The sequence below is a fragment of the Methylobacterium sp. E-045 genome, from assembly GCF_022829685.1.
Lineage (GTDB): Bacteria > Pseudomonadota > Alphaproteobacteria > Rhizobiales > Beijerinckiaceae > Methylobacterium.
Genome location: NZ_JAKSYE010000036.1, coordinates 27,956 through 47,986, shown reverse-complemented (window position 1 = coordinate 47,986; position 20,031 = coordinate 27,956). Strand labels below are relative to the sequence as shown.

17 protein-coding genes and 1 pseudogene are annotated in these 20,031 nt (G+C 63.5%); 11 read left to right on the top strand and 7 right to left on the bottom strand.

Features of this window, described 5'->3' with window-relative positions; translation table 11 throughout:
- Positions 1–484: 484 nt before the first annotated feature.
- Entirely contained in the window at positions 485–922 is a 438-nt protein-coding gene (locus MKK51_RS27360; RefSeq protein ID WP_243975356.1) for an SH3 domain-containing protein, read from the top strand.
- 406 nt (positions 923–1,328) lie between these two features.
- Here MKK51_RS27360 and MKK51_RS04915 read toward each other — a convergent pair whose 3' ends face one another.
- From MKK51_RS04915 to MKK51_RS04900, 4 genes are all read right to left on the bottom strand, one after another.
- Positions 1,329–2,444 (bottom strand): hypothetical protein, encoded by a 1,116-nt coding sequence (locus MKK51_RS04915; RefSeq protein ID WP_243975354.1) that lies wholly within the window; start codon positions 2,442–2,444, stop codon positions 1,329–1,331.
- A 14-nt stretch (positions 2,445–2,458) separates the two neighbouring features.
- A complete protein-coding gene (locus tag MKK51_RS04910) occupies positions 2,459–2,851 on the bottom strand; it encodes a hypothetical protein (RefSeq protein ID WP_243975353.1) in 393 nt (130 codons plus the stop codon).
- Positions 2,852–2,932: 81 nt separating this feature from the next.
- Positions 2,933–4,918 carry a hypothetical protein gene (locus MKK51_RS04905; RefSeq protein WP_243975351.1) on the bottom strand — a complete coding sequence of 662 codons (1,986 nt, stop codon included), beginning with the start codon at positions 4,916–4,918 and terminating at the stop codon, positions 2,933–2,935.
- A gap of 92 nt (positions 4,919–5,010) precedes the next feature.
- Positions 5,011–5,850: an outer membrane protein gene (locus MKK51_RS04900; protein ID WP_243975350.1), complete on the bottom strand. Its 840-nt coding sequence runs from the start codon at positions 5,848–5,850 to the stop codon at positions 5,011–5,013.
- A gap of 673 nt (positions 5,851–6,523) precedes the next feature.
- On the opposite strand from MKK51_RS04900, the gene MKK51_RS04895 reads away from it, so the two are divergent.
- Together MKK51_RS04895 and MKK51_RS04890 are read left to right on the top strand one after the other, a co-directional pair.
- Positions 6,524–7,102, top strand: a complete 579-nt coding sequence (locus MKK51_RS04895; RefSeq protein ID WP_243975349.1) for a tyrosine-type recombinase/integrase — start codon at positions 6,524–6,526, stop codon at positions 7,100–7,102.
- An 85-nt stretch (positions 7,103–7,187) separates the two neighbouring features.
- Positions 7,188–8,171 carry an AraC family transcriptional regulator gene (locus tag MKK51_RS04890; RefSeq protein WP_243975348.1) on the top strand — a complete coding sequence of 328 codons (984 nt, stop codon included), beginning with the start codon at positions 7,188–7,190 and terminating at the stop codon, positions 8,169–8,171.
- A gap of 66 nt (positions 8,172–8,237) precedes the next feature.
- On the opposite strand, the pseudogene MKK51_RS04885 reads toward MKK51_RS04890, so the two are convergent.
- A pseudogene (locus tag MKK51_RS04885) lies at positions 8,238–8,792 on the bottom strand (transposase); the annotation flags it as partial.
- Positions 8,793–9,353: 561 nt separating this feature from the next.
- Here MKK51_RS04885 and MKK51_RS04880 point away from each other — a divergent pair.
- Positions 9,354–10,784 (top strand): nucleobase:cation symporter-2 family protein, encoded by a 1,431-nt coding sequence (locus MKK51_RS04880; RefSeq protein ID WP_243975347.1) that lies wholly within the window; start codon positions 9,354–9,356, stop codon positions 10,782–10,784.
- Here the strand turns inward: MKK51_RS04880 and MKK51_RS04875 are convergent.
- On the bottom strand, positions 10,700–11,353 hold the full coding sequence (locus MKK51_RS04875) for a 2-hydroxychromene-2-carboxylate isomerase (RefSeq protein ID WP_243975346.1): 654 nt from the start codon (positions 11,351–11,353) through the stop codon (positions 10,700–10,702). The genes MKK51_RS04880 and MKK51_RS04875 overlap by 85 nt on opposite strands.
- A gap of 442 nt (positions 11,354–11,795) precedes the next feature.
- Here MKK51_RS04875 and MKK51_RS04870 point away from each other — a divergent pair, with 442 nt between their 5' ends.
- The 7 genes from MKK51_RS04870 to MKK51_RS04840 all read left to right on the top strand — a co-directional run bounded on the left by MKK51_RS04870 (position 11,796) and on the right by MKK51_RS04840 (position 19,349).
- A complete protein-coding gene (locus MKK51_RS04870; protein ID WP_243975345.1) occupies positions 11,796–12,392 on the top strand; it encodes an AraC family transcriptional regulator in 597 nt (198 codons plus the stop codon).
- Positions 12,393–12,457: 65 nt separating this feature from the next.
- Positions 12,458–13,216, top strand: coding sequence for a sulfite exporter TauE/SafE family protein (locus MKK51_RS04865; protein ID WP_243975343.1), 759 nt, complete (start codon positions 12,458–12,460; stop codon positions 13,214–13,216).
- A 764-nt stretch (positions 13,217–13,980) separates the two neighbouring features.
- Positions 13,981–15,501, top strand: a complete 1,521-nt coding sequence (locus MKK51_RS04860) for an ABC transporter substrate-binding protein (RefSeq protein WP_243975341.1) — start codon at positions 13,981–13,983, stop codon at positions 15,499–15,501.
- 7 nt (positions 15,502–15,508) lie between these two features.
- Positions 15,509–16,495, top strand: coding sequence for an ABC transporter permease (locus tag MKK51_RS04855; RefSeq protein ID WP_243975339.1), 987 nt, complete (start codon positions 15,509–15,511; stop codon positions 16,493–16,495).
- Positions 16,496–16,499: 4 nt separating this feature from the next.
- Positions 16,500–17,372, top strand: a complete 873-nt coding sequence (locus tag MKK51_RS04850; RefSeq protein ID WP_243975338.1) for an ABC transporter permease — start codon at positions 16,500–16,502, stop codon at positions 17,370–17,372.
- On the top strand, positions 17,369–18,391 hold the full coding sequence (locus tag MKK51_RS04845) for an ABC transporter ATP-binding protein (RefSeq protein ID WP_409565620.1): 1,023 nt from the start codon (positions 17,369–17,371) through the stop codon (positions 18,389–18,391). Before MKK51_RS04850 ends, MKK51_RS04845 begins: the two co-directional genes overlap by 4 nt.
- Before the next feature lie 16 nt (positions 18,392–18,407).
- Positions 18,408–19,349 (top strand): ABC transporter ATP-binding protein, encoded by a 942-nt coding sequence (locus MKK51_RS04840; protein WP_243975335.1) that lies wholly within the window; start codon positions 18,408–18,410, stop codon positions 19,347–19,349.
- Between the two features lie 261 nt (positions 19,350–19,610).
- Here the strand turns inward: MKK51_RS04840 and MKK51_RS04835 are convergent, their stop codons facing one another.
- Complete coding sequence (locus MKK51_RS04835; RefSeq protein WP_243975333.1) at positions 19,611–19,883, bottom strand: usg protein; 273 nt, start codon at positions 19,881–19,883, stop codon at positions 19,611–19,613.
- Positions 19,884–20,031 lie beyond the last annotated feature (148 nt).

Here is a 20,031-nt window from a genome sequence, read left to right as displayed (position 1 = left end):
GGCACCGGAGCTGTTCATGCCAGCCTTCTCCGCTTGGCCAGCTGCGCTCGCTCGACCAGCTCCGCCGGCCAAGCTTCCCGTGGCGGAGCGGCCAACCGTACACTAACTTTACCCTTGGACCACCTCGTGGGGGCCGATCAGTTTACATGTGACGATGCGATCGAATGCGAGACATTTTCCGCAAGCGACTTGACCAGTGCCTCCCCATACGCAACCTCGGCGAGAATCATGCACGAGAGCGATCATGGGACGGCGACGCGCATCTGACTCCGTACGGACACTGCTGCTGGTAGCCTCGCTGGGTCTGATTGCTCTCATCTTCGGGCAAGGCTTAGGTCCTTCCAGAACAAGCTCTCCACCGCCAACTCGGTACGTCTCGTTGCCCGCAGATCCGCCTCGGGTCGAACCTTTGGTAACGATATCAACGCCTTCGGCCCCGTTGCAGCATTCTGCCGTCGTCGTTGCGCCGCCGGAGACACTTTACGTGTCCGGCCACAAAGTTCCGCTCCGCGCTGAAGCCAATGGCAAAGCCGCCATCCTCGACCGTTTCGGCCCTGGCGAAGCCGTAACCGTCCTCGCAAGGTTGAATGAATGGGTTCAGGTCCGAAATGTACGGACACAGCGCGAAGGGTGGATTACCAAAAAGCGTCTGCGCGATGAGGCACCGGAACAGATCGAAAAGCCGGTAAAGCCGACCATCTCTCCAAGCGTTGCCCTCGGTACGGCCGCGATCGCGAAGCTACTCATCACCGCCTCGATCGACGCCTATCCCAGCAGTTGCGCTTGCCCCTACCAGTCGGATCGCGGTGGACGATCCTGCGGACGCCGCAGTGCCTACTCACGGCCCGGGGGCTTTGCCCCTTTATGTTATGCCAAGGACATCACGCCAGAGATGGTCGCGAGCTACCGCGCCAGCCGCTGATTCCGTACCACCGGCGACAACGTCGGATCGAGACGCCTTCATCATTCAACGTCGTTTCCGGGTCTTAAGTACCACCTTCGACCAAACCCGGGCGTCTGCGGCATAGGACCGTCGTTGGACTGCCCGTGCCCGTTTGCAGGCCTCGTAGTAGCTGGCATCCCCAGACGTGGCGAGCAGCTCGGATGCTCGTTCCGAGATCGTGGACCTTTCTGAGCACCGGCGCCCGGGCGGGCTCGCATGTACGACCACATGGGATGAGGCTCCGCGGTTAGGGCATCGTCACTGGGATGATGTGGTTTTGGGTACGACGGGTGGCTGATAGAGGCCTGCTCAAAATCCGTCGGAGCATAGACGCTGTGGACGCCCCAAATTCGGTTTGTGCATCAAGACGGCATCACATTTGCCGTCACAGCACATACTCGATCCTGATATTGACCTTGTCGCGGCCTGACCGGTCCAGCACGAGGCGAGAATATGGATAGTCACGCTGCCATATCAAATTGAAAGCTGCACCGGCGGATGCGACGCCTGACAGCTTGATGAACGTCTCAGCGGGCACGTTCAGCATCTGATTGTTTCTGAACGTTGAATCGGAAACCATCACGACGAAATCTTTCAGATTCTCTACCACGCGGCTTAGCTCTAACTTCCATTTCGGATCAGCGGCGAGCTGCTTCATCCGAAACATGTCAACCTCAAAGTCGTTCAGCCGCAGTGAGAGGGGCGTCTCGTAGGGGCCAACGCTGGAAACGACGACATTCGATTCTGTGAGAATGGCGGCCATGCTCGCGGCTGTGACAGCTGTGGCCGTGACCGTGATCGAGCGCACGCGATCGGGATGGAAAGCGATCTGGTACCGGTAGCCCGCCTTCTCTTCCGCAGACAGTTTGGAGGCCAGGACCGACGAGGGCGGCAGGCAAATGTCCCCGAGGTCGCACTCCTCTGCGCCTGGCAGCTTCAGGGCCTCATCGCGGGTCGTGGAGAGCTTCAAGAGGTTTGTGATCGCCGCATCGCGCGGAATCGCCTTGCGGAACTGGCATTGTCCCACGCTCTGCATCGAGCCGAGCTTCGCGCCCATGAGGAACGCTTCGATATCCGCACGGTCGCCGGCCATTTCCGCCCAATCGCCGGCGGGCTTGAACAGGATGTTGGCGGCCCGGTTCTGATGACCCGCATCCGATTGGGATCCGGGTTTGAGCGAAAGGACGTCGACCCCGTCACCCGCTTTCATGAGATAGCCGAACTTGTAGACGCCGCCGGTCAACACCTGGGCGAGATAGAGCGTATCGCTGATGCGCTTGAACGCCAGCAGCTCATTGTTCGCACGGTAGGTGAGACCGCCCGCGGCGGTCCTGTCCGGTTTCGTCAGGTCGAAGCTCAACGGCTTGTCGTTGATTCGGCAACTCGCGATCTCGCCGAATGGCAGCGCTACCCCGTCCTCGATGATGCTCATCTTCGATTGGTAGCAGCCAGCGAGCAGGGGCAGCATCAGGGCGAGGCCGCCAATCCGAAAACGGTTCATGATCCCGCCTCCGCTCAATCGAAGGCGCTGTACGAGCACCACTTGTAGGCGGTCTCGTCAGGCTTCCCGTTGACTGTCGAGACGACGACGAAATGTTTCTTGTCCGCGATCCTGAGGACCACCGTTTCGATCTGCCGCTTGCGCTCGCCCTCGATCTTACAGCGCGAGGTGAAGGTGTAGACCGAACCCTGGCTCTTCACGTTGCTGATGGCGCAATCCGCCGTCGATTGGTTCAGACGATCGCCCCAGTAGGTCATGATCTCGGCCCGCGAGCGCTGCGGGCAGGAGGTCGTTTCCAGTGCGTAAGCGCCGCGTTCCAAAGGCAGCAGGCTTTGTGACGCAGCTTGAGCGACGGGGATGAAGGCAAGCAGGGCGAAGAGCCCGAGAGGGCAGCGAACTTTCAGCATGATGGGATCTTTCGATGGGAAGGGCGAGAAAGGAGCGCCCGGTACGAACTCGGTCGTCCGGACGTGATCTCTGGACCAGGGCTACGGCGTGCCGCCGATGAAGCTCTGGCGAGCGGCTTGGCAGATCGATGCCGAGGTGAGCCCCTCGAGTGCCGCTCCCAGCAGGGTGCCGGCGGTTTGGGAGGCGTCGAAGACGACGGCCGCAATCCCAGCGGCAGCCGCCAGCGCCGCGATGTCCTGGCCATCACCCCGGCCCCGAGCAATGCAGGACAGGGTCGCGAGGGGGCCATCGAGGGCAGGCAGACGGTCGAACTCAGTGACACGCCAGACCTCGACGCCGTCGGCACGGGGCTCGGGGACGAGGACGCCGCCGAGTGCGGGAGCGTCCTGGCCGAGCGGCGTGATCCGAAGGGCATAGCTCCGCGAAAGGAACAGGGTCCGGGATTGGCTGAAGGCAACCTGGAAGCCGTTTGCGGCGGCGGCCACGACGAGCATCCGCGGATCCACCGACTGTGTCGTACCCTCTGGGAAAACCACGGCCAGCATGCCCTTGCCGAGCACGTCATCGACGTTGGAAGCGGTCACGGCAGCAACGACGCGCTTGGCCATGATCTTTTTCTCTTCGTCCCGGCAGGCGGCCTCAATAGATGAGCGGACAAGTCCGCCACCAGGCGGTACCGACCGAGATCCACTGCCAAGGTAGGGCGCGCACAGGTCCCTCGCGGATCGTAGACCCGCATCCGATGAACCACTCTCGGCGTAAGCCTTCGCAATCCCAGTGACGGCGATGGCCTTTGCCTCGTCTCGGAGAGGACGGGTCAACGCCAGCGTCTTCTCGCTCATCAGACGAACGATCTCGTCGCGACCGGCGTCCCGAGGATCGGCAACTGCCGCAAGATCCTCCTGCGATGGCTCGAACCAGCGATTCCGTTCGAGACCCTCGAGGGTGCGAGGCGCAGCTTGGAGGCCAACCGCAACCGTCTTCGCGCGAATCTCCAGGGCGCGATCGATGACGCCCTTCGCCTCGCTCGCACAGCCCTGCCGCAGCGGGCCGGTAAAGCCGAGATCGAAGCCGTCGAAGGATGTGAACCAGCGACCGAGGACGACGTCACATCGGGCCTGCACCGACAGGACGGGGCCGCGCGGGTTATCCGAGGCGGCGATGTCCGCGGAGATCGCGGTGGTAAGCGCCGGCTGCTGGCGTAGGAGCCAGGCATTCGCCTCCCTTTTGCAGGCGTTTCCCACGCCTTGCTTGAAGCGAAGCACCGCGGCGTCTCCGTTCGACCCGCCACCGAGCGGATCGTTCATCGCCATATCGCGGACGACGTCGGATTGCGGGAACCACGGACCGAGTAGCTCCCGGCATTGCGCCGCCCCGGTTCGTAGCGGTCCCTCTCCCAGAGGCTTGTCCCGATACAGCTGCGTGATCTCGCCGACGACCTGCGGCTGGGCCGCCGCCAGCCGGGCATCTAGAGCCTGGCCGTACTCGCGATAGAGATTCTGAGCCGTGATCATGGCGTCAGTCCCAACGAGTTGGGCGGGATAGGTCACGTCGAGGTTGCGCAGATGCGGCAGGCTCACACTCAGCCGCTCCACGAACTCACCCAGGAGCCGCCGGTAGGTCGTCGGAACCAGCTTCGTCCGGCAATAGGCCTCTAGATTATCCTGTAGAGGGGTTCGGATATCACCCTGCTTAGTCGGCATGATCCAGCGGCAATGCGTGGGAAACGGTCCCGCATCCTCCAGCGTCGAGATCGCCGCCTCCTTCTGGTCGAGCTGCCGCTTCAGCTGATCGAGAAGGCTATCGCCGTACTGGCGAAGCCGCTTCTGAACGGGCTCGATGTCGATATCGTACGTTCTCGGACGCTCGGACCGGACGCTTTGGGCAATCTGGTACCAGCGGTATTTCTTCGCGTTCTCCAGCGTGACAGGAGCCGTCATCGCCTCGAGCGCATAGGCCTCGACCCATTCAGGGTTGCTGGCCGGTGCGGCCCAGGCAGCAGGCGCGATTGCCAACGGCGAAGCCATGGACGCGAGTAAGAGACGACGAAACGAGCGCCGGGCCATCCAAGGTGCCTTTTGAGAATGTGAAACCTGATCCGAAAGGTGCGCCCGCTCGAGCGACGGCAGGCGCACCTGTCCTTGTCTGACGGGAGGGGTCAGAGGCCGGTGAAGCGGTAATTCAGGCCGGCGCGGACGAGGCCGAAGCGGTTCGATTCACGAACCGTATAGATGTCGGTGGGCTCGGTGCTGCCGTTGCCGGTGTAGCGGGCGGTCACACTGGAACGGCCGAGGTCGCCGTACAGGCCCTCGATCTTGGCGCTGAGGCGATCGGTGATCGCATACTCGATGCCGCCGCCGGCGACGTAGCCGACCTGCATCGACGAGCGCGAGGCGGCATACGGAATCACGTTGATGCCGCCGGGGAAGAAGGGACCGGTGCCAGTGTCCGTGTAGGCCGTGCGCATGCTGACGTCGCCATAAGCGAGGCCGCCGGTGGCATAGACCATCAACCGCTCCGTCGGCAGGAAGCCGATCCGACCGCGCACCGTGCCGAGCGTCTCGATGCGCGTCCGCGACGTCAGGATGTCGGTGTCCGTGTGGCCGGGTGCCAAGTTCGTCAGCGCACCGGTTCCCGTGCGACCGCGTTCGATGCCGGCATACTGGAAGTCCGCCTCCGCCCCGAGGACGATGCCGCCAACCTGATAATTGTAGCCGATCTGCCCGCCGCCGACGAAGCCCGTCTGCTCACGCGACTTCTGGAGGCCGTCGAGGACGCCTGGGTTGAGCCCGACGAAGCCACGGCCTTCGGTGTATCGCGGCTGTTCCGAGCCGGAGAAGGCCGCACCGGCGTTCACGCCGGCGTAGAACCCGGTCCAGGTAAAGACCGGCAGGGTGACGACGGGCGGTGCATAGCGCGTCGACGGTAGATCCGCGGCCTGGGCGGCACCCGCGAACGATCCGGCCAGCAGCGATCCCAGCACGACAAGGTGTTTCACGAACTCACTCCACATGTGACGACAGTCGATGGCATCCGCCCGGGGGACCCCGTTCGGCATTTCATGTGCTGTGCCCGCCCTACTCACCTGCAGGCAGCCGACAGCGAAGTTCGGCCCCGCCCATTCGGACAGAAGGCCATGACAAGAATGATCAATGTTAAGCCGTAATACAGCTCGATATTTATTGATCGATGCTGTGACTGCGGCGTCTCCGCTTGATGGTGATACTCAGCGAATCGCCTGTACAATTTACTAATTAGCTCGGCCATATCCGAGGGATCAACGGACGATGCGTCCTTTCGAAGGGACGTTCCGTCCTTTTTGGTGCCGAGGAGCATCGCAGCATGCCGCCGGGGCTGAAATTGGTATGCAATCCCGCGACACGGTCCGGAACCGCCAACGATCAGCGGAGCAGATTTATTATCTTGCGAATCGCTCGATAAACAGCGATTCGTGAAACAGAATTTCCGATACTGTATAGACCACTGATTTATCTACGGTATCAGGCTTGATCATCGGACGGGCGCTGCCTACCTGCCAGAATGTTGCTGGCCCGGCCGGAGGCGAAATGCGCCTTGGGCAGGGCATGCAACACAATCGGAAACAGCGTTTCAGCGCGCCAGCGGCTCCATGCCGTTGGCCGGCTCCAGGATTCGTCGCGATGGCTCGAGCGATGCCGACTGCGCCTCCCTCGCTCTACACGGGCGGAGGGCGACGGAAATACCTCACGGCGCAGGAGCGAGAGCGCTTCGTCGCTGCTGCCGCCTCCAGTACCCCCGAGATCGAAACACTCTGCCTGATGCTGGTCTGGACGGGATGCCGGATCTCCGAGGCGTTGACCCTGACCATGGCCGACCTCGACGTCGAGGGCGGCACGGTATCGGTCCACTGTCTGAAGAAGCGCCGTCCCGGGATCGTGCGAGAGGTACCGGTGCCGCTCACTTTCCTGGCCCACGTCCGGCAGGTCCACGGCCACGGACGGCCGGAGGACCGGCTCTGGCCAATCGCGCGCTGCACCGCGTGGCGACAGGTGAAGGAGGCGATGATCGCCGCTCGCGTGGGAGCGACAGCAGCCTCGCCAAAAGGCCTGCGTCACGGCTTCGGCGTCCATGCCCTACGCTCGGGCGTGCCCCTCAATCTCCTTCAGCGTTGGCTCGGCCACGCCGATATCGCGACGACTGCAATCTATGCCGACGCGATGGGTCCCGAAGAGCGCGCGATCGCCGCCCGGATGTGGTCGCCCGCGCTCTGAGTGGATCGCACCGAGAACGAGAGGCGCCCCCCGCCCGCCCACACCACAGTCGACGCCCCGACTTGAGCGGCGCGAGGGCTGTTCGATGATCATCGACCACCGCTTCGATCACATCGCGGACGACGAGGCCCGCCGCCGGGCTTGGATCGATAGCCTTTCGTCATTCTTCGTCACCCACATCAATCCGGACGCGGTCGTGCCTGCGAGCGCGTTCCACAGATACCACCACATGAACCATCTGGTGTTCGGTGAGATCGAAGCGTCGCCGCAGACCATTGAGCGGACTCCGGCTCTGGTGGCGGCCCAGAACATCGATCACGTCGTGCTGCGCCTCTACACGTCCGGACGCACCAACATCTCGACCGGCGGTGACACGAGCGAGATCACCCAGGAATCTTTCGTCTTGTTCGACCTGTCACAGCCAATCTTATCCGAGACCAAGGGGATGACGGGCCTCAACCTCGCGGTCCCGCGCCGCCTGATCGAGGGCGGCGGCGATCTTTCGTCCTGGCACGGGCAGATCCTCCCATCCGCGCGCAGTCCGATCACGAAGCTGCTCGCCGACCTTTTTCGCAATGTCAGCGCCAGCCTGAGGACGGCGACGACCGCGCAGATGAACCACATCGTGCCGGCGACTACCGCGCTGTGCAACGCGCTGTTCCTGTCCGAAACCGACAGCGCCTACAACCGGCCAGCGGTCACCGGTATCGCCATCCGTCAGTTCATCGATGAGAACCTAACGAAGGTCGACGTCGGGATGCTGAGGGTCCGGTTCGGCATGTCGCGGAGCCCTCTCTATAAGCTGTTCGAGGCCGAAGGTGGTGTCTACGCCTACATCCGGGATCGGCGGCTCTCGCATGCTATGCAAATGTTCTTGCGTGCCCCAGGCAGCAGGCGACCGACGATCGCCCAACTCGCTTTCAGCGCCGGATTTGAGAACGAGCGGGTATTCAGCCGTGCCTTCAAGCGCAAGTACGGGGTGAACCCAAAAGATATCGATGGGACGGCGGCAGCGGCCTTGAGCCAGCAGCAAACCTCGCAGTTGCTGTCCTGGGTCAAAAATCTTTAGAGGTTGTTATAAACCACTCGCCAATCGAGCGGCTTGTTTGAGAATGAGGCAGACGAAGGCGAGGATTTAGAGATCGACGAGCGTGCTGTGGTAGCGCTCGTAGTCCTTGACGAGGCGGCGGAAGCGCGTTGCCCAGGCGAAGGAGCGCTCCACGACCCAGCGTCGCGGCAGCAGCACGAAACCGCGCTTGGCCCCCGGGAGTTTGACGACCTTCAGTTCGATCCCGCGTTCGCGGGCGGCCTGGGCTGGCGTTTCCCCGGTGTTGCCCTGGTCGACATAGGCCAGACCGACGTTGTCCCCGGTGGCGGCCTGCACCGCTTCTGCCAGATGCCCGACCGGGGCGCGATCGTCGGCTTCGGCAGGGGTGACGTGCAGGGTCAGGAGATGGCCCAGGGTGTCGACGGCCAGGTGGACCTTCTAACCCTTATTGCGCTTCGCCCCATCGTACCCGGCCCGCTCGCCGCTCTCGGGCGTCGAGCGCAGGGTTCGACTGTCGAGGATGGCCTCGCTCGGCTCGGGGTCACGCCCGGAGGCCAGGCGTAGGAGCGCATGCAGATCGTCGGCGAGTTGCTCGAAGCATTGGCACTGCAAAGCGTGCGGATTCGTCGGCCACCGCGACGTCGTCGGTGCCACGAACATGCACGTCAACGCCTATGGTGTGACCGTCACATTCCCCGCTCCAATGACGTATCGATAGCCCGGCCCCGTAAGGGAGCCGCACGGAGTAAACAACCGTGCGGCCGCGTTAGCACCGGAACGTCGTAGAAGCCCGGACACGGGCCCGGGCGGAGGGCGCAAGCCCGATGCCCCGTTGCCTGGGAGAGCACTTCCATAAGGCACACGAAAAGACACATTCAAGACCAAGGCCCCTCCGTTGCACATCCGAAGTGCCATAGCCTGACAACAAGATTTGGACGCCCTTTGCCAACCTCACAAAGCTTACGCCATCGACAGGCTTGGACATACGGCCGCACTTCACAACTGCGACAATCTGTCAATTTTTTTGGCGCAACGCAGAGTTCATCTACTAAGGAAATTGTACAAATCGGTGGCAATAAAATGGATCGCCATAAAAAGACCATCTCTTTTTACCGGGTATTTTGTAATGTTTTACTATTGACTACGGCAATGCGAAAAAGGAAACGAGTCACTCGTGCTGCATATTTATAAATGGCTTCATAAATGGATGATCTGCCCCCTACCGTCGCACAATCTGTGGCCGTTGCCGACAGGGTAGACGAGCTTCTTCCAGCGCCGCGCCTTGCTGCCTTCGGCCTTCAGCACGTCCTTGTTATGTACGCCAACGCCATTGCCGTACCGCTGATCGTTGGCGGGGCACTCAAATTGCCAAAGGATCAGATCGCCTTGCTGGTCAACGCTGATCTATTTGCATGCGGCATCGCGACGTTGATCCAGACTATTGGAATCGGGCCATTCGGTATCCGATTGCCTGTCATCATGGGCGTCACCGCGGTCGCGATCCAGCCGCTCCTAGCGATCGCCGCGATGCCTGGAGTGGGACTGGATGGGATCTATGGCGCGGTGATTGTCGCCGGCCTGTTCGGGCTGGCCATCGTGCCCTTTATCGGCCGTCTGATGCCCTTCTTCCCGCCCGTCGTAACGGGAACGATTCTAACGATGATCGGCATTGCGCTCACGCGCGTAGCCGTTGGGTGGGCGGGCGGCGGCGCGGGCACGCCCGAGTTTGGTGCGACCGGTCATATCCTCGTCGCTGGCCTCGTGCTCAGCGTCATCCTCTTACTCGCCCGGTTTGCTCGCGGCTTCGTCGCCAATGTCGCTGTGCTGATTGGCATTCTCGTCGGCTATGCCGTGACCGCGGCGATGGGTTGGACAAATCTCGACGGGCTGGGTGCCGAACCGTGGCTACGCGTCGTCTTGCCCTTCGCATTCGGCCTTCCGACCTTTCACCTTGTGCCCTCCCTGATCCTCTGCCTCGTGATGACGATCGTCTTCATAGAGGCAACCGGCATGTTCCTGGCCCTCTCGGTCATGACGGGCCGCCCCGTTGGCACACGCGATATCGCCCGTGGCCTGCGTGCGGACGCGCTTGGCACGCTGATCGGCGGCGTGTTCAACACCTTCCCCTACCTGTCCTATTCGCAGAATGTCGGATTAGTTGGTCTCACGGGCGTCCACAGTCGCTGGGTCTGCGCGGCGGCCGGGGGAATCATGCTGCTGCTCGGCCTCGTGCCCAAGGTGGCCTTCGTCGCGGCCTCGATCCCCCAACCCGTCCTGGGTGGCGCTGCGCTTGTCATGTTCGGGATGGTTGCCGCGACCGGCATTCGCATCCTGGGGCAGGTCGACTTCGGCCGGCCAGGCAGCCGAGATGCGCTTATCATCGCGGTCTCACTCGGGATTGGATTGATCCCCATCGTGCAGCCGCAGTTCTTCAAGCTGGTGCCCGAGGCGTGGAACCCTATCGTCAAGGACCCGATCCTGCTGACCGCACTCGCGGCCCTAGCTCTCAATGCCTTATTCAACGGCGCGGGTAAGCACGCTATCGCTGATCAGGCCGGGACGGACAATTTGGGCAGCGGGATTGGTTCGCGACCTTCCGATATCGCCGCAGCGAGCAGATCGAGTCGATCCTGACCCCAGAACGGCTCTTCGAGGTAGAAGTAAAACGGCGCCCCGAAGGCCTGCCGGGAAATCGCTTCGTGTGTCAGGGCTTGCTCTCGCGCGAGCAAGCCAGGCGCAGATGCACCTTCCAGAAGACGTAAACCATCGAGCCCGGACGCATTGGCGAGCCGTACGATAGTATCCGGATCGGCAATATCGAGTTCGTCTGCCCAGACCGCCGACAGACCTGCATGGATGTAATTGGCGACGTCGGCGCCTTCGTCTAGTGCAACAAGCAGCACGCGGTGCGCAAGCGAGGGGTCGGCAGGGTAGAATTTCGGGTGATAGACCAGCGGGATGTTGCGGATCTTTCGCCAGCGCTGCATTTCGACAAGCCGGTAGGCTTGGCGTTGCAAAGGCCGCTCTTTGACCGGCTTGCCGCCGCCAGCCGCGAAAACTTCCAGCAGGTTGACTGGTCTATAGTCAATCTCGGCGGTGTGGCGCTCGGTAAGCGCCTGGAAAGCCCGACTGCCAACGTAGGACCACAACGAAATGAAGCTGAAATAATAGGTGATCACGGGCCGTGGTGCAGGCTCTGACATAAGTTTTCTCCTCTTTCAGTCTGCGATCGGCGAGCATCACCGATACCACTTCGCTCCTAGCTCGCGCCACCATAGTGGTGCCGATTCACGCCGCCTTCGGTCCCAAGGATGAGCGGCATTCCCCTGGCAATCTTGAAGGTGACCGCCGACCGGACGCAGTTCGGCGTGGGGCCGCTCCCCAAAGCGATCCTGGTGGTGAAAATCTGACGTTTGGTACCCGTTGCCGGGGCTGCTTTCGACCGCTCTCGGACTCTGGGAAGGTCTTCTTCCCGGCAGCCTGGTGGACGAAGACCTACGACCGGGACGGGTGGTTTGGCGACGATCCGCTTTTGGAGGAGATAGCTTGTGAAGATAACGTTCAGCGAAGGGCGGCGTCCTTGCCGCAGCGGCTGACGATCTCCACAGGTGTGGATGGTTCGATTGGGCGAGAGGGTGAGGATCCATGTCATGGCGCTACGTGCGGGCGGTCATTGGCCAAGACGTTGAGCTGGCGATTTGCCCTGTTGGCTGTAGCGAAGCCCTCGTCCCACATTTCCATGAAGAAGCGCAAATCAGTTTCGTTCTGACAGGTTGGCGTCAGTTCCTTGTCAATGGTTGCTACATCGATGTGCCGGCACGAAGCTCTTGCGTCCTGCCTGCTGGCGTGCCGCACCAAGCGATCGATTGCGCGCCGAACACCGTGTGCCTCAATCTCTACGTCCCTGCCGAGCATTCCTTAGCTCTGATGAGTATGACGAGGCCGCTGGGGGAACTCTTCCCGGATATGCCTTCGTTCGCCGAGGACGCGACAATCGCTTGCGTCGCGGTTCGGTCCGGCTTGACCCGAGAGGGTTTCACGCGCCGCTTCTCCCGCTGTCACGGTATGCCACCTCATGCGTACAGGCGCATGCTTCGGCTTAACTGTGCTCGTCAGATGCTGCGGACAGGTACGCCCCCCGCAGAGGTGGCTGCGGCGACAAATTTTGCCGACCAGAGCCATCTCGGCCGCTGGTTCAGGCGTGCCTTCGGCACCACACCCTCCCGCTACCAGCTTGGCTGAGAGCAGTCACAAACGTTCCAGACATCTCGCCTCGCAGTCATCACAGCTCACGCTGGAGGTGCACGATGGATTGGATGACGGCGATATTTCTGATGTCAGCTGGAGCGGCTGGCGGTGTGATCAACGCGGTAGCCGGCGGGGCAACGCTCATCACGTTTCCGGCCATGCTCCAGGTCGGTTTGCCTCCCGTAATCGCCAATGCCTCGAATGCCGTGGCCATCATGCCAGGTCATCTCATCGCCTTCCTTGCGGATCCTGGCCGATGGCCACCGATTGACCGCCGCCTCGGCTGGCTGACTGCTGCATCCCTCCTCGGGGGCGCGTCGGGTGCGCTTCTCCTGCTCTGGCTTCCCGAAGCCCTGTTCACGGGCCCAGTGCCGGTGCTCATCGCGTTCGCCACAGTCCTGTTTGCGTTTGCACCAACGATCCAGGCCCACCGAGCGAAACGCGGCCCTAGGCCCAAGGACGCGCTGACCGGCCCTGCGATGATCAGCTTGGCATCCATCTACGGCGGCTTCTTCGGTGCGGGGCTCGGTGTCATCCTGACGGCACTCCTGTCAATCAGTGGCAGTCGAGACATTCGCACGGTCAAGGTACTCAAGAACCTGCTCGCGACCACCGTTAGTGTCGCAGCAACAACGATCTTTATCGTTCAAGGCGCCGTAAGTTGGCCAGAAACGCTCGTCATGCTGGCAGGGGCGTTGTTTGGCGGATTTCTCGGCGGATATCTCGTAAAGGTTCTGCCGACTGAGTGGGTTCGCTGGACAGTAATTCTTGCGGGAATTGTGATGTCTGTGACCTATGGAATTCGTTATTGGCTATAGAATATTTATGAGGATACAGATGGAATTTAGAATTCCTGATGCAGTTCTGCGCACCCTTCAACATGAGATATGCCATCGCACGTACACCGTTCCATGGCGTCCGGACGGAGAACGCCCACTTCCGGCGAGCACAAAGGTGGGCTTAACGAACAAGTTTGGTCGGAGGCGGAACGCCCGCTTCCGGCCGAAAGGCTAAGGTCTGGTTGGCACCCATCTCGGACGCTCAAGGCGGGGATCATCCCTCAGATTTTGACCACGAGCGAACCGGCAAGCGACAACGCTTCCCTCGCCTTGGCCTAATCTCCCGCGCCATCTCGGTGCGCGACGCAGTATGGGCCCGGCCGCACTCCTGAGCACGGCAGTCTCGATCCGGTGCGGGGATAAAGCGCCTTCAAGAACAGCGTAACCCGCCAAATGCGAATTCGTTCGGCACTCCGCTAGATTGACATCCGCGAGGAGCATTGCCCGCCATCGAATGCGGCGAATATAAATCCTGATCTTGCCGACTCTGGTAAAACGATCATCTCTCACCGAGAAAAAATAGAGAATTCAACCGAACGGATCATGCTGGTACTGACAGTCCCATTATCCAATACACAGCCGTCGTGGTGTGGCGGGACAGGTCGGCTGTCCTAGCCTTCGGCGTGTACGACGGGAGCGGCGGGATGGTATCAGGGTCTGTTCGAGGCATCGCAGGTGTGATGCTTGCGCTCGCACTCACGGTGGGCCCGGCATGCGCCGAGCCCGAGCGGAACGGCGGGACCTTGACGGCGATCGTGCAGCCGGAGCCGGTGATCCTGACCGCGGCAGTCAGTTCCGCCGCCCCGACCGGCGTGGTGAGTGGGACGATCTTCGACGGGCTCGTGGATTACGACCGCGATCTCAAGCCGATTCCCGCTCTCGCCACCGCCTGGGAGACAGCACCCGACGGGCTCAGCCTGACCCTGCACCTGCGCTCCGGCGTGACTTGGCATGACGGCAAGCCCTTCACGGCGGCGGACGTCAAGTGGACCCTGGAGAACGTCTGGACAAAGATCCATCCGCGCAACCAGATCACCTTCGGCAAGGTGACGACCGTCGAGACACCGGATCCGCTCACGGTGATCCTGCGCCTCAGCCAGCCCTCGCCGGCGATCTTGTCGTCCCTCAACAGCAACGGCGCGCAGGTGCTTCCCAAACACCTGTATGAGGGCACGGACGTGCTCTCGAACCCTTACAACAACAAGCCAGTCGGCACGGGCCCCTTCGTCTTCAAGGAATGGAACCGCGGCAACCACATCGTCCTGGAGCGCAACCCGAGCTACTGGGATCAGGGCAAGCCGTATCTGGACAAGGTCGTCTTCCGTGTCCTGCCGGATGCCGCCGCCCGCGCTGCGGCGCTGGAGAAGGGCGAGGCGCAATACGCACCCTTGAGCCCTGTGCCCCTGCGAGACGCCGCCCGCCTCGGCGCGCTGCCGAACCTCCGCGTCGCGACCACCGGCTACGAATGGCTTTCGCCGTGGCTGTTTGCTGATTTCAACGTCGAGCGCGGCCCCCTCAAGGACGTGCGGGTGCGCCGCGCCCTGGCCCTGGCGATCGATCGTGCAGCTCTGGCCAAGGTCGTCTGGTTCGGCTTCGGCCAGCCGGCGACAAGCCCGGTGCCTTCGACGCTCACGGATTTCCACGCCAAGGACGTTCCGGCCCATCCGTTCGACCCAAAACGGGCCGAGGCGCTCCTCGACGAGGCCGGGTTTAAGCGCGATGCGAACGCGACGCGCTTCAGTCTCGACATCGACTACATTCCCTATGGCGACGATTTCAAACGAACGGCCGAATTCTTGAAAGCCTCCCTGCGCCGCGTCGGCGTCGAAGCGAATATCCGGAGCCAGGACACGCCGAGCTATACGCGCCGCATCTACGGGGATCGCGATTTCGCCATCGCGATCACCTGGTTCGCCGCCTTCTCGGATCCGCAGGTCGGCGTCACCCGGGCCTATTGGTCGGCTTCGATCGGCAAGAACATTCCATGGACGAACGGCTCGGGTTACCGCAACCCGGAGGTCGACGGGCTGATCGCAGCGGTCCAGGGCGAGGCGGAGGCGGGCAAGCGCCGCGACCTGTTCCGGCGCTTCCAGCAGATCGTGCTGGAGGACCTACCGACCCTGCCACTGCTGGAACTTAAGTTCTTCACCGTCGAGGCGTCCAACCTGCGCCACGACGCCCGGGGCGATCAGGTCTACGGCACCCTGCGCGACTTCCGCTTCGACGGGCCGGTACCGGGGCAATCGCGCGCCAATGCCAATTGAGCGGGCGATGAGCGGGTCGACGGCGAAACTGGGCACCCTCGGCCGGCGCCTCTTCCAGATGGCGTCGGTGGTGGTCGGCATCGCCGTCATCAACTTCTGCCTGCTGCATCTGGCGCCCGGCGACGCCGTCCAGGTCCTGGCCGGGGAAGCCGGCTCGGCCACGCCCGAATACATCGCCGCGCTCCGCGCGCAGTTCGGCCTCGATCAGCCGATGGCCGTACAATTCGCCAGATACCTCGCCAACGTGGTCACCCTCGATCTCGGTTTCTCCTTCCGACAGGGCCTGCCCGTCGCGACCCTGATCCTCCAGCGGGTCGGGCCGACGCTGCTCCTGATGGGCACCAGCATCGGATTTGCCGTTCTCGTTGGCGGAGCGTTGGGCTTTGCCGCCGCGCGCCACGCGGGCCGCCCCCTCGACACTGCGATCTCGATCCTTGCGCTCCTATTCTACGCCACGCCGGTGTTCTGGATCGGGGTGATGCTGATCGTGGTGTTCTCGGTCTGGCTCGACTGGCTGCCGGTGGGCGGCATGGCGCAGGTGGAGGCCGGCCTTACCGGGCTTGGCTACGCGGCCGACGTTGCACGGCATCTCCTGCTCCCGGCCCTCACGCTCGGCCTGTACTACCTCGCGGTCTACACCCGCCTGACCCGCGCCGCGATGCTGGAGGCCTACAGGCAGGATTACGTGCGCACGGCGGTGGCCAAGGGCGTGCGGCCGCACCGGATCGCCCGCCGCCACGTTCTGCGCAACGCGCTCCTGCCGGTGGTGACACAGCTTGGGCTACAGCTCGGTTCGATCCTGGGCGGCGCCGTTCTGGTGGAGACGGTCTTCGCCTGGCCGGGCCTCGGGCGCCTGGCCTTCGAGGCCCTGTTCCAGCGTGATCTCAACCTACTGCTCGGCATCCTGCTCTGCAGCTCGGTGGTGGTCGTCCTCGCCAACCTAGCGGTCGACCTGCTCTACGGGGTGCTCGACCCGCGCACCACCCGGTCCTAAGCCGATGGCGTCTGCCCTTCCCCTGGCCGCGTCGCGGCGGAATCCGGCCGGGCTACTCGCCCGCCTGGTGCAACGCCCGTCGGCGCTTGTCGGCCTCATTCTTCTCGGCCTCGTTGCTGGGTCGGGCCTCGCCGCGCCGGTCCTCTATCCGGGCGATCCGCTCGACATGGTGGGCGCTCCCCTGCAATGGCCCGGCGCCGATCCGGACTTTCCCCTAGGAACCGACATGCTCGGCCGCGATCTCGCCGCCGGCATCGCTCACGGGGCCCGGATCTCGCTCCTGATCGGCGCCGTCGCCACCCTCGTGGCCCTCGTCATCGGCGTCGGGATCGGTGCGGTGGCAGGGTATTACGGGGGGCGCATTGAAGCTGCCCTGATGCGGCTCACCGAGCTGTTCCAGACCATCCCGCCCTTCCTGTTCACTCTCGCCATCGTGGCGGTGCTGCAGCCCTCCATTTCGACCATCGTGCTGGCGATCGGGCTCACCGGCTGGCCGGCGCTCGCCCGTCTGGTGCGCGCGGAGGTCTTGCGCCTGCGGGATGGCGAGCTCGTCCAGTCCTCCATCGTCATCGGCGCCTCGGATGCGCGCATCATCGGGCTCCACATCCTGCCCAACGTGCTGGCACCGGTGATCGTCTCCGCCTCGATCCTTGTGGCGAACGCGATCCTGGCTGAGTCGAGCCTCGCCTTCCTCGGTCTCGGCGATCCCAACGTCGTCAGCTGGGGCGGCATGGTCGGGGCCGGCCGCGAGGTGATCCGCACCGACTGGTTCGTGGCCGCCGTGCCTGGCCTCGCCATCGTGGCCGCCGTCCTCGGCCTCAATCTCCTGGGCGACGGCCTCAACGATGCCCTCGACCTGAAGCGGGCGGCCCGGTGAGCGCGCACAACGAACGGCCGGTTCTGGAGGTGAAGGACCTGTCCGTCGCCTTCCACGACCGGGGCGGCGAACTCGTCGCCGTGCGGGGCGTCAGTTTCGCTGTTGCGCCGGGCGAGATCCTGGCGCTCGTCGGCGAATCCGGCTGCGGCAAGTCGCTCACCGCCTACGCCCTGCTCGGCCTGCTTCCCGGCAACGCCCGCGCCAGGGGCCGCGTCCGTCTCGAAGGACGCGACATCCTCGGCCTGGAAGGCGAGGCGATGCGGCGCCTGCGGGGCGCCCGCATCGCCATGATCTTCCAGGAGCCGATGACGGCCCTCAATCCGGTTCTGACCGTGGGTGCGCAGATCGTCGAGGCGATCCGCGAGCATGAGGCCGTGAGCCGCGCCGAGGCTCGTGCCCGGGCACTCGCCCTGCTCGCGCGTGTCCGCATCCCCGATCCAGAGCACCGGTTCGGCGAGTATCCTCATCGCTTGTCGGGCGGCATGCGCCAGCGCGTGATGATCGCCATGGCGCTGGCTTGCACGCCGGCTGTTCTCATTGCCGATGAGCCGACCACGGCCCTCGACGTCACGGTGCAGGCGGAGATCCTTGACCTGCTCGACGACCTACGCTGCGAGACCGGGATGGCGGTGGTGCTGATCACCCACGATCTCGGCCTCGTTGCCGAACATGCCGACCGGGTCTCGGTGATGTATGCCGGCCGCGTGGTCGAGACACGCTCCGCCGAGACTTTGATCGCGGCGCCGCTCCACCCCTACACGCGCGGCCTTCTCGCGGCGCGTCCGCGCCTTGGGACAAGTCCGAGGCCACGCCTCGCCGAGATTCCCGGCCAGGTCCCGCCGCTGGGCGCCATGCCGCCCGGCTGCGCCTTCGCGCCCCGTTGTACGTCCGTAGATGCGCTCTGCCGCGAGACTCTGCCGTCCCTGGACGCGGCCGGGTCAGCCACCGAGCAGGTCGCCTGCCTCCGTTGGAAGAAAATCCGTGCTTCAGAGCAATTCACTGCATCGCTTGGCGCCTGAGGTTGACGGCCCCCCGTTGCTGGTCGTCGACGACCTCGCGATTCATTATCGGACCGGCCGCGGTACGGTACGGGCGGTGGATGGCGTTTCGTTCGAGATCTACTCTGGCGAGACCCTCGGCCTCGTCGGCGAATCGGGTTGTGGCAAATCCACCCTTGGCCGTGCCATCCTCCGCCTCGTGGACCCGACCCGAGGAGCGATCCGCCTCGGCGGGCGCGACCTCGTCGGATTGTCCGCCCGCAACTTGAGGAGGGAGCGAGCCCGCCTCCAGATGGTGTTCCAGGACAGCGGAGCGGCGCTGGACCCGCGCTGGACTGTCGGCAGGCTGATCGAGGAGCCGCTGCGCATCCACGGGCGCGGCTCGGCCGCCGAGCGTCGGGCGCGGGTGGCGCGGCTGCTGGCAGATGTCGGCCTGCCCGCCGATGCCGCCGGGCGCTATCCGCATGCCTTCTCGGGCGGTCAGCGCCAGCGCATCGGCATCGCGCGCGCTCTGGCATTGGAACCCGACCTTGTCGTCTGCGACGAGCCGGTCTCGGCCCTCGACGTTTCGGTCCAGGCGCAGATCCTGAACCTGCTGCACGATTGCCAGGTGGAGCGCGGTGTCGCTCTCCTGTTCATCAGCCACGACCTCTCCGTGGTCGAGTACGTCTCCGATCGGGTCGCCGTGATGTATCTCGGCCGGATCGTCGAGATCGCGTCCCGCGAGGCGCTGTGGCGCGCGCCGACCCATCCCTACACCCGCAGGCTCCTCGCGGCTGTACCGTCACAGGAGCGCAGGCGGCACAGGATCGAGAGGGGTTCCGGGCAACCCGACGAATTGCCGAGTCACTACGCCCCTTCGGCGGGCTGCAACTTCCATCCCCGCTGCCCGATCGCGGTCGAACGCTGCCGCTCCGAGCCGCCAGCACTCCGCCCAACCGCAGAAGCAAGGCATCAGGTGGCCTGCCATCTCGCCTGAGCTGAGCGACAGAAGCGGCACATGTCTGGTCGTTCATGCCCGCGCCGTCGCGGTTGCAAACCGAACGGGTGCGGCTCTAACAGGCGCGGGGCGCCATCATTGCGGATCGTCCGTCATGGATCAGCCCAGACGCCACGTCACCTGCCCGATCACGAGCCGCGCCGCGATTGTCTCCGCCCCGGCCCAAAGGACAGCCTCGCTCCTTCGGCGGACGAGGTGCACGGCCTCTCCGACGTCGTGGGTGCTCGGTCCAAGGTAAGCTTAGTGGAGGTTGAATTCGCCCGAAATCGTCTTCAACTCGGCCGGTTTGATCAGACGACTGTGCATCACCCTGACCGAATGGAGCGGTCCATCCAGCGTTTCCTGCCAGAAAGCCAGGAAGCGTTTGAGTTCAGGAAACAGCGGGAAGATGTCGTGCTGCTGCCAGACGAAGACCTGCAGCAGATGGGGGTGATCGGGAAGATGGTACAGCACCTCGGCGGTAGTGAGGCTGTACCCTTCGAGCTGACGGCGAAACTCCTGCGAAACAGCCATAAACCCACCTCATTGAAGGACGTGGCAGAAAAACGCCTTTGCGACCGGTAGTCTGTCTTCTCTAAGGGGCGTTGCCTTCCTCATTCGCGAAGAAGGCGCCCCCGATAGGATGCTGGCCGAGTCAATCGGCCATCCGTTTGCCGAGGCG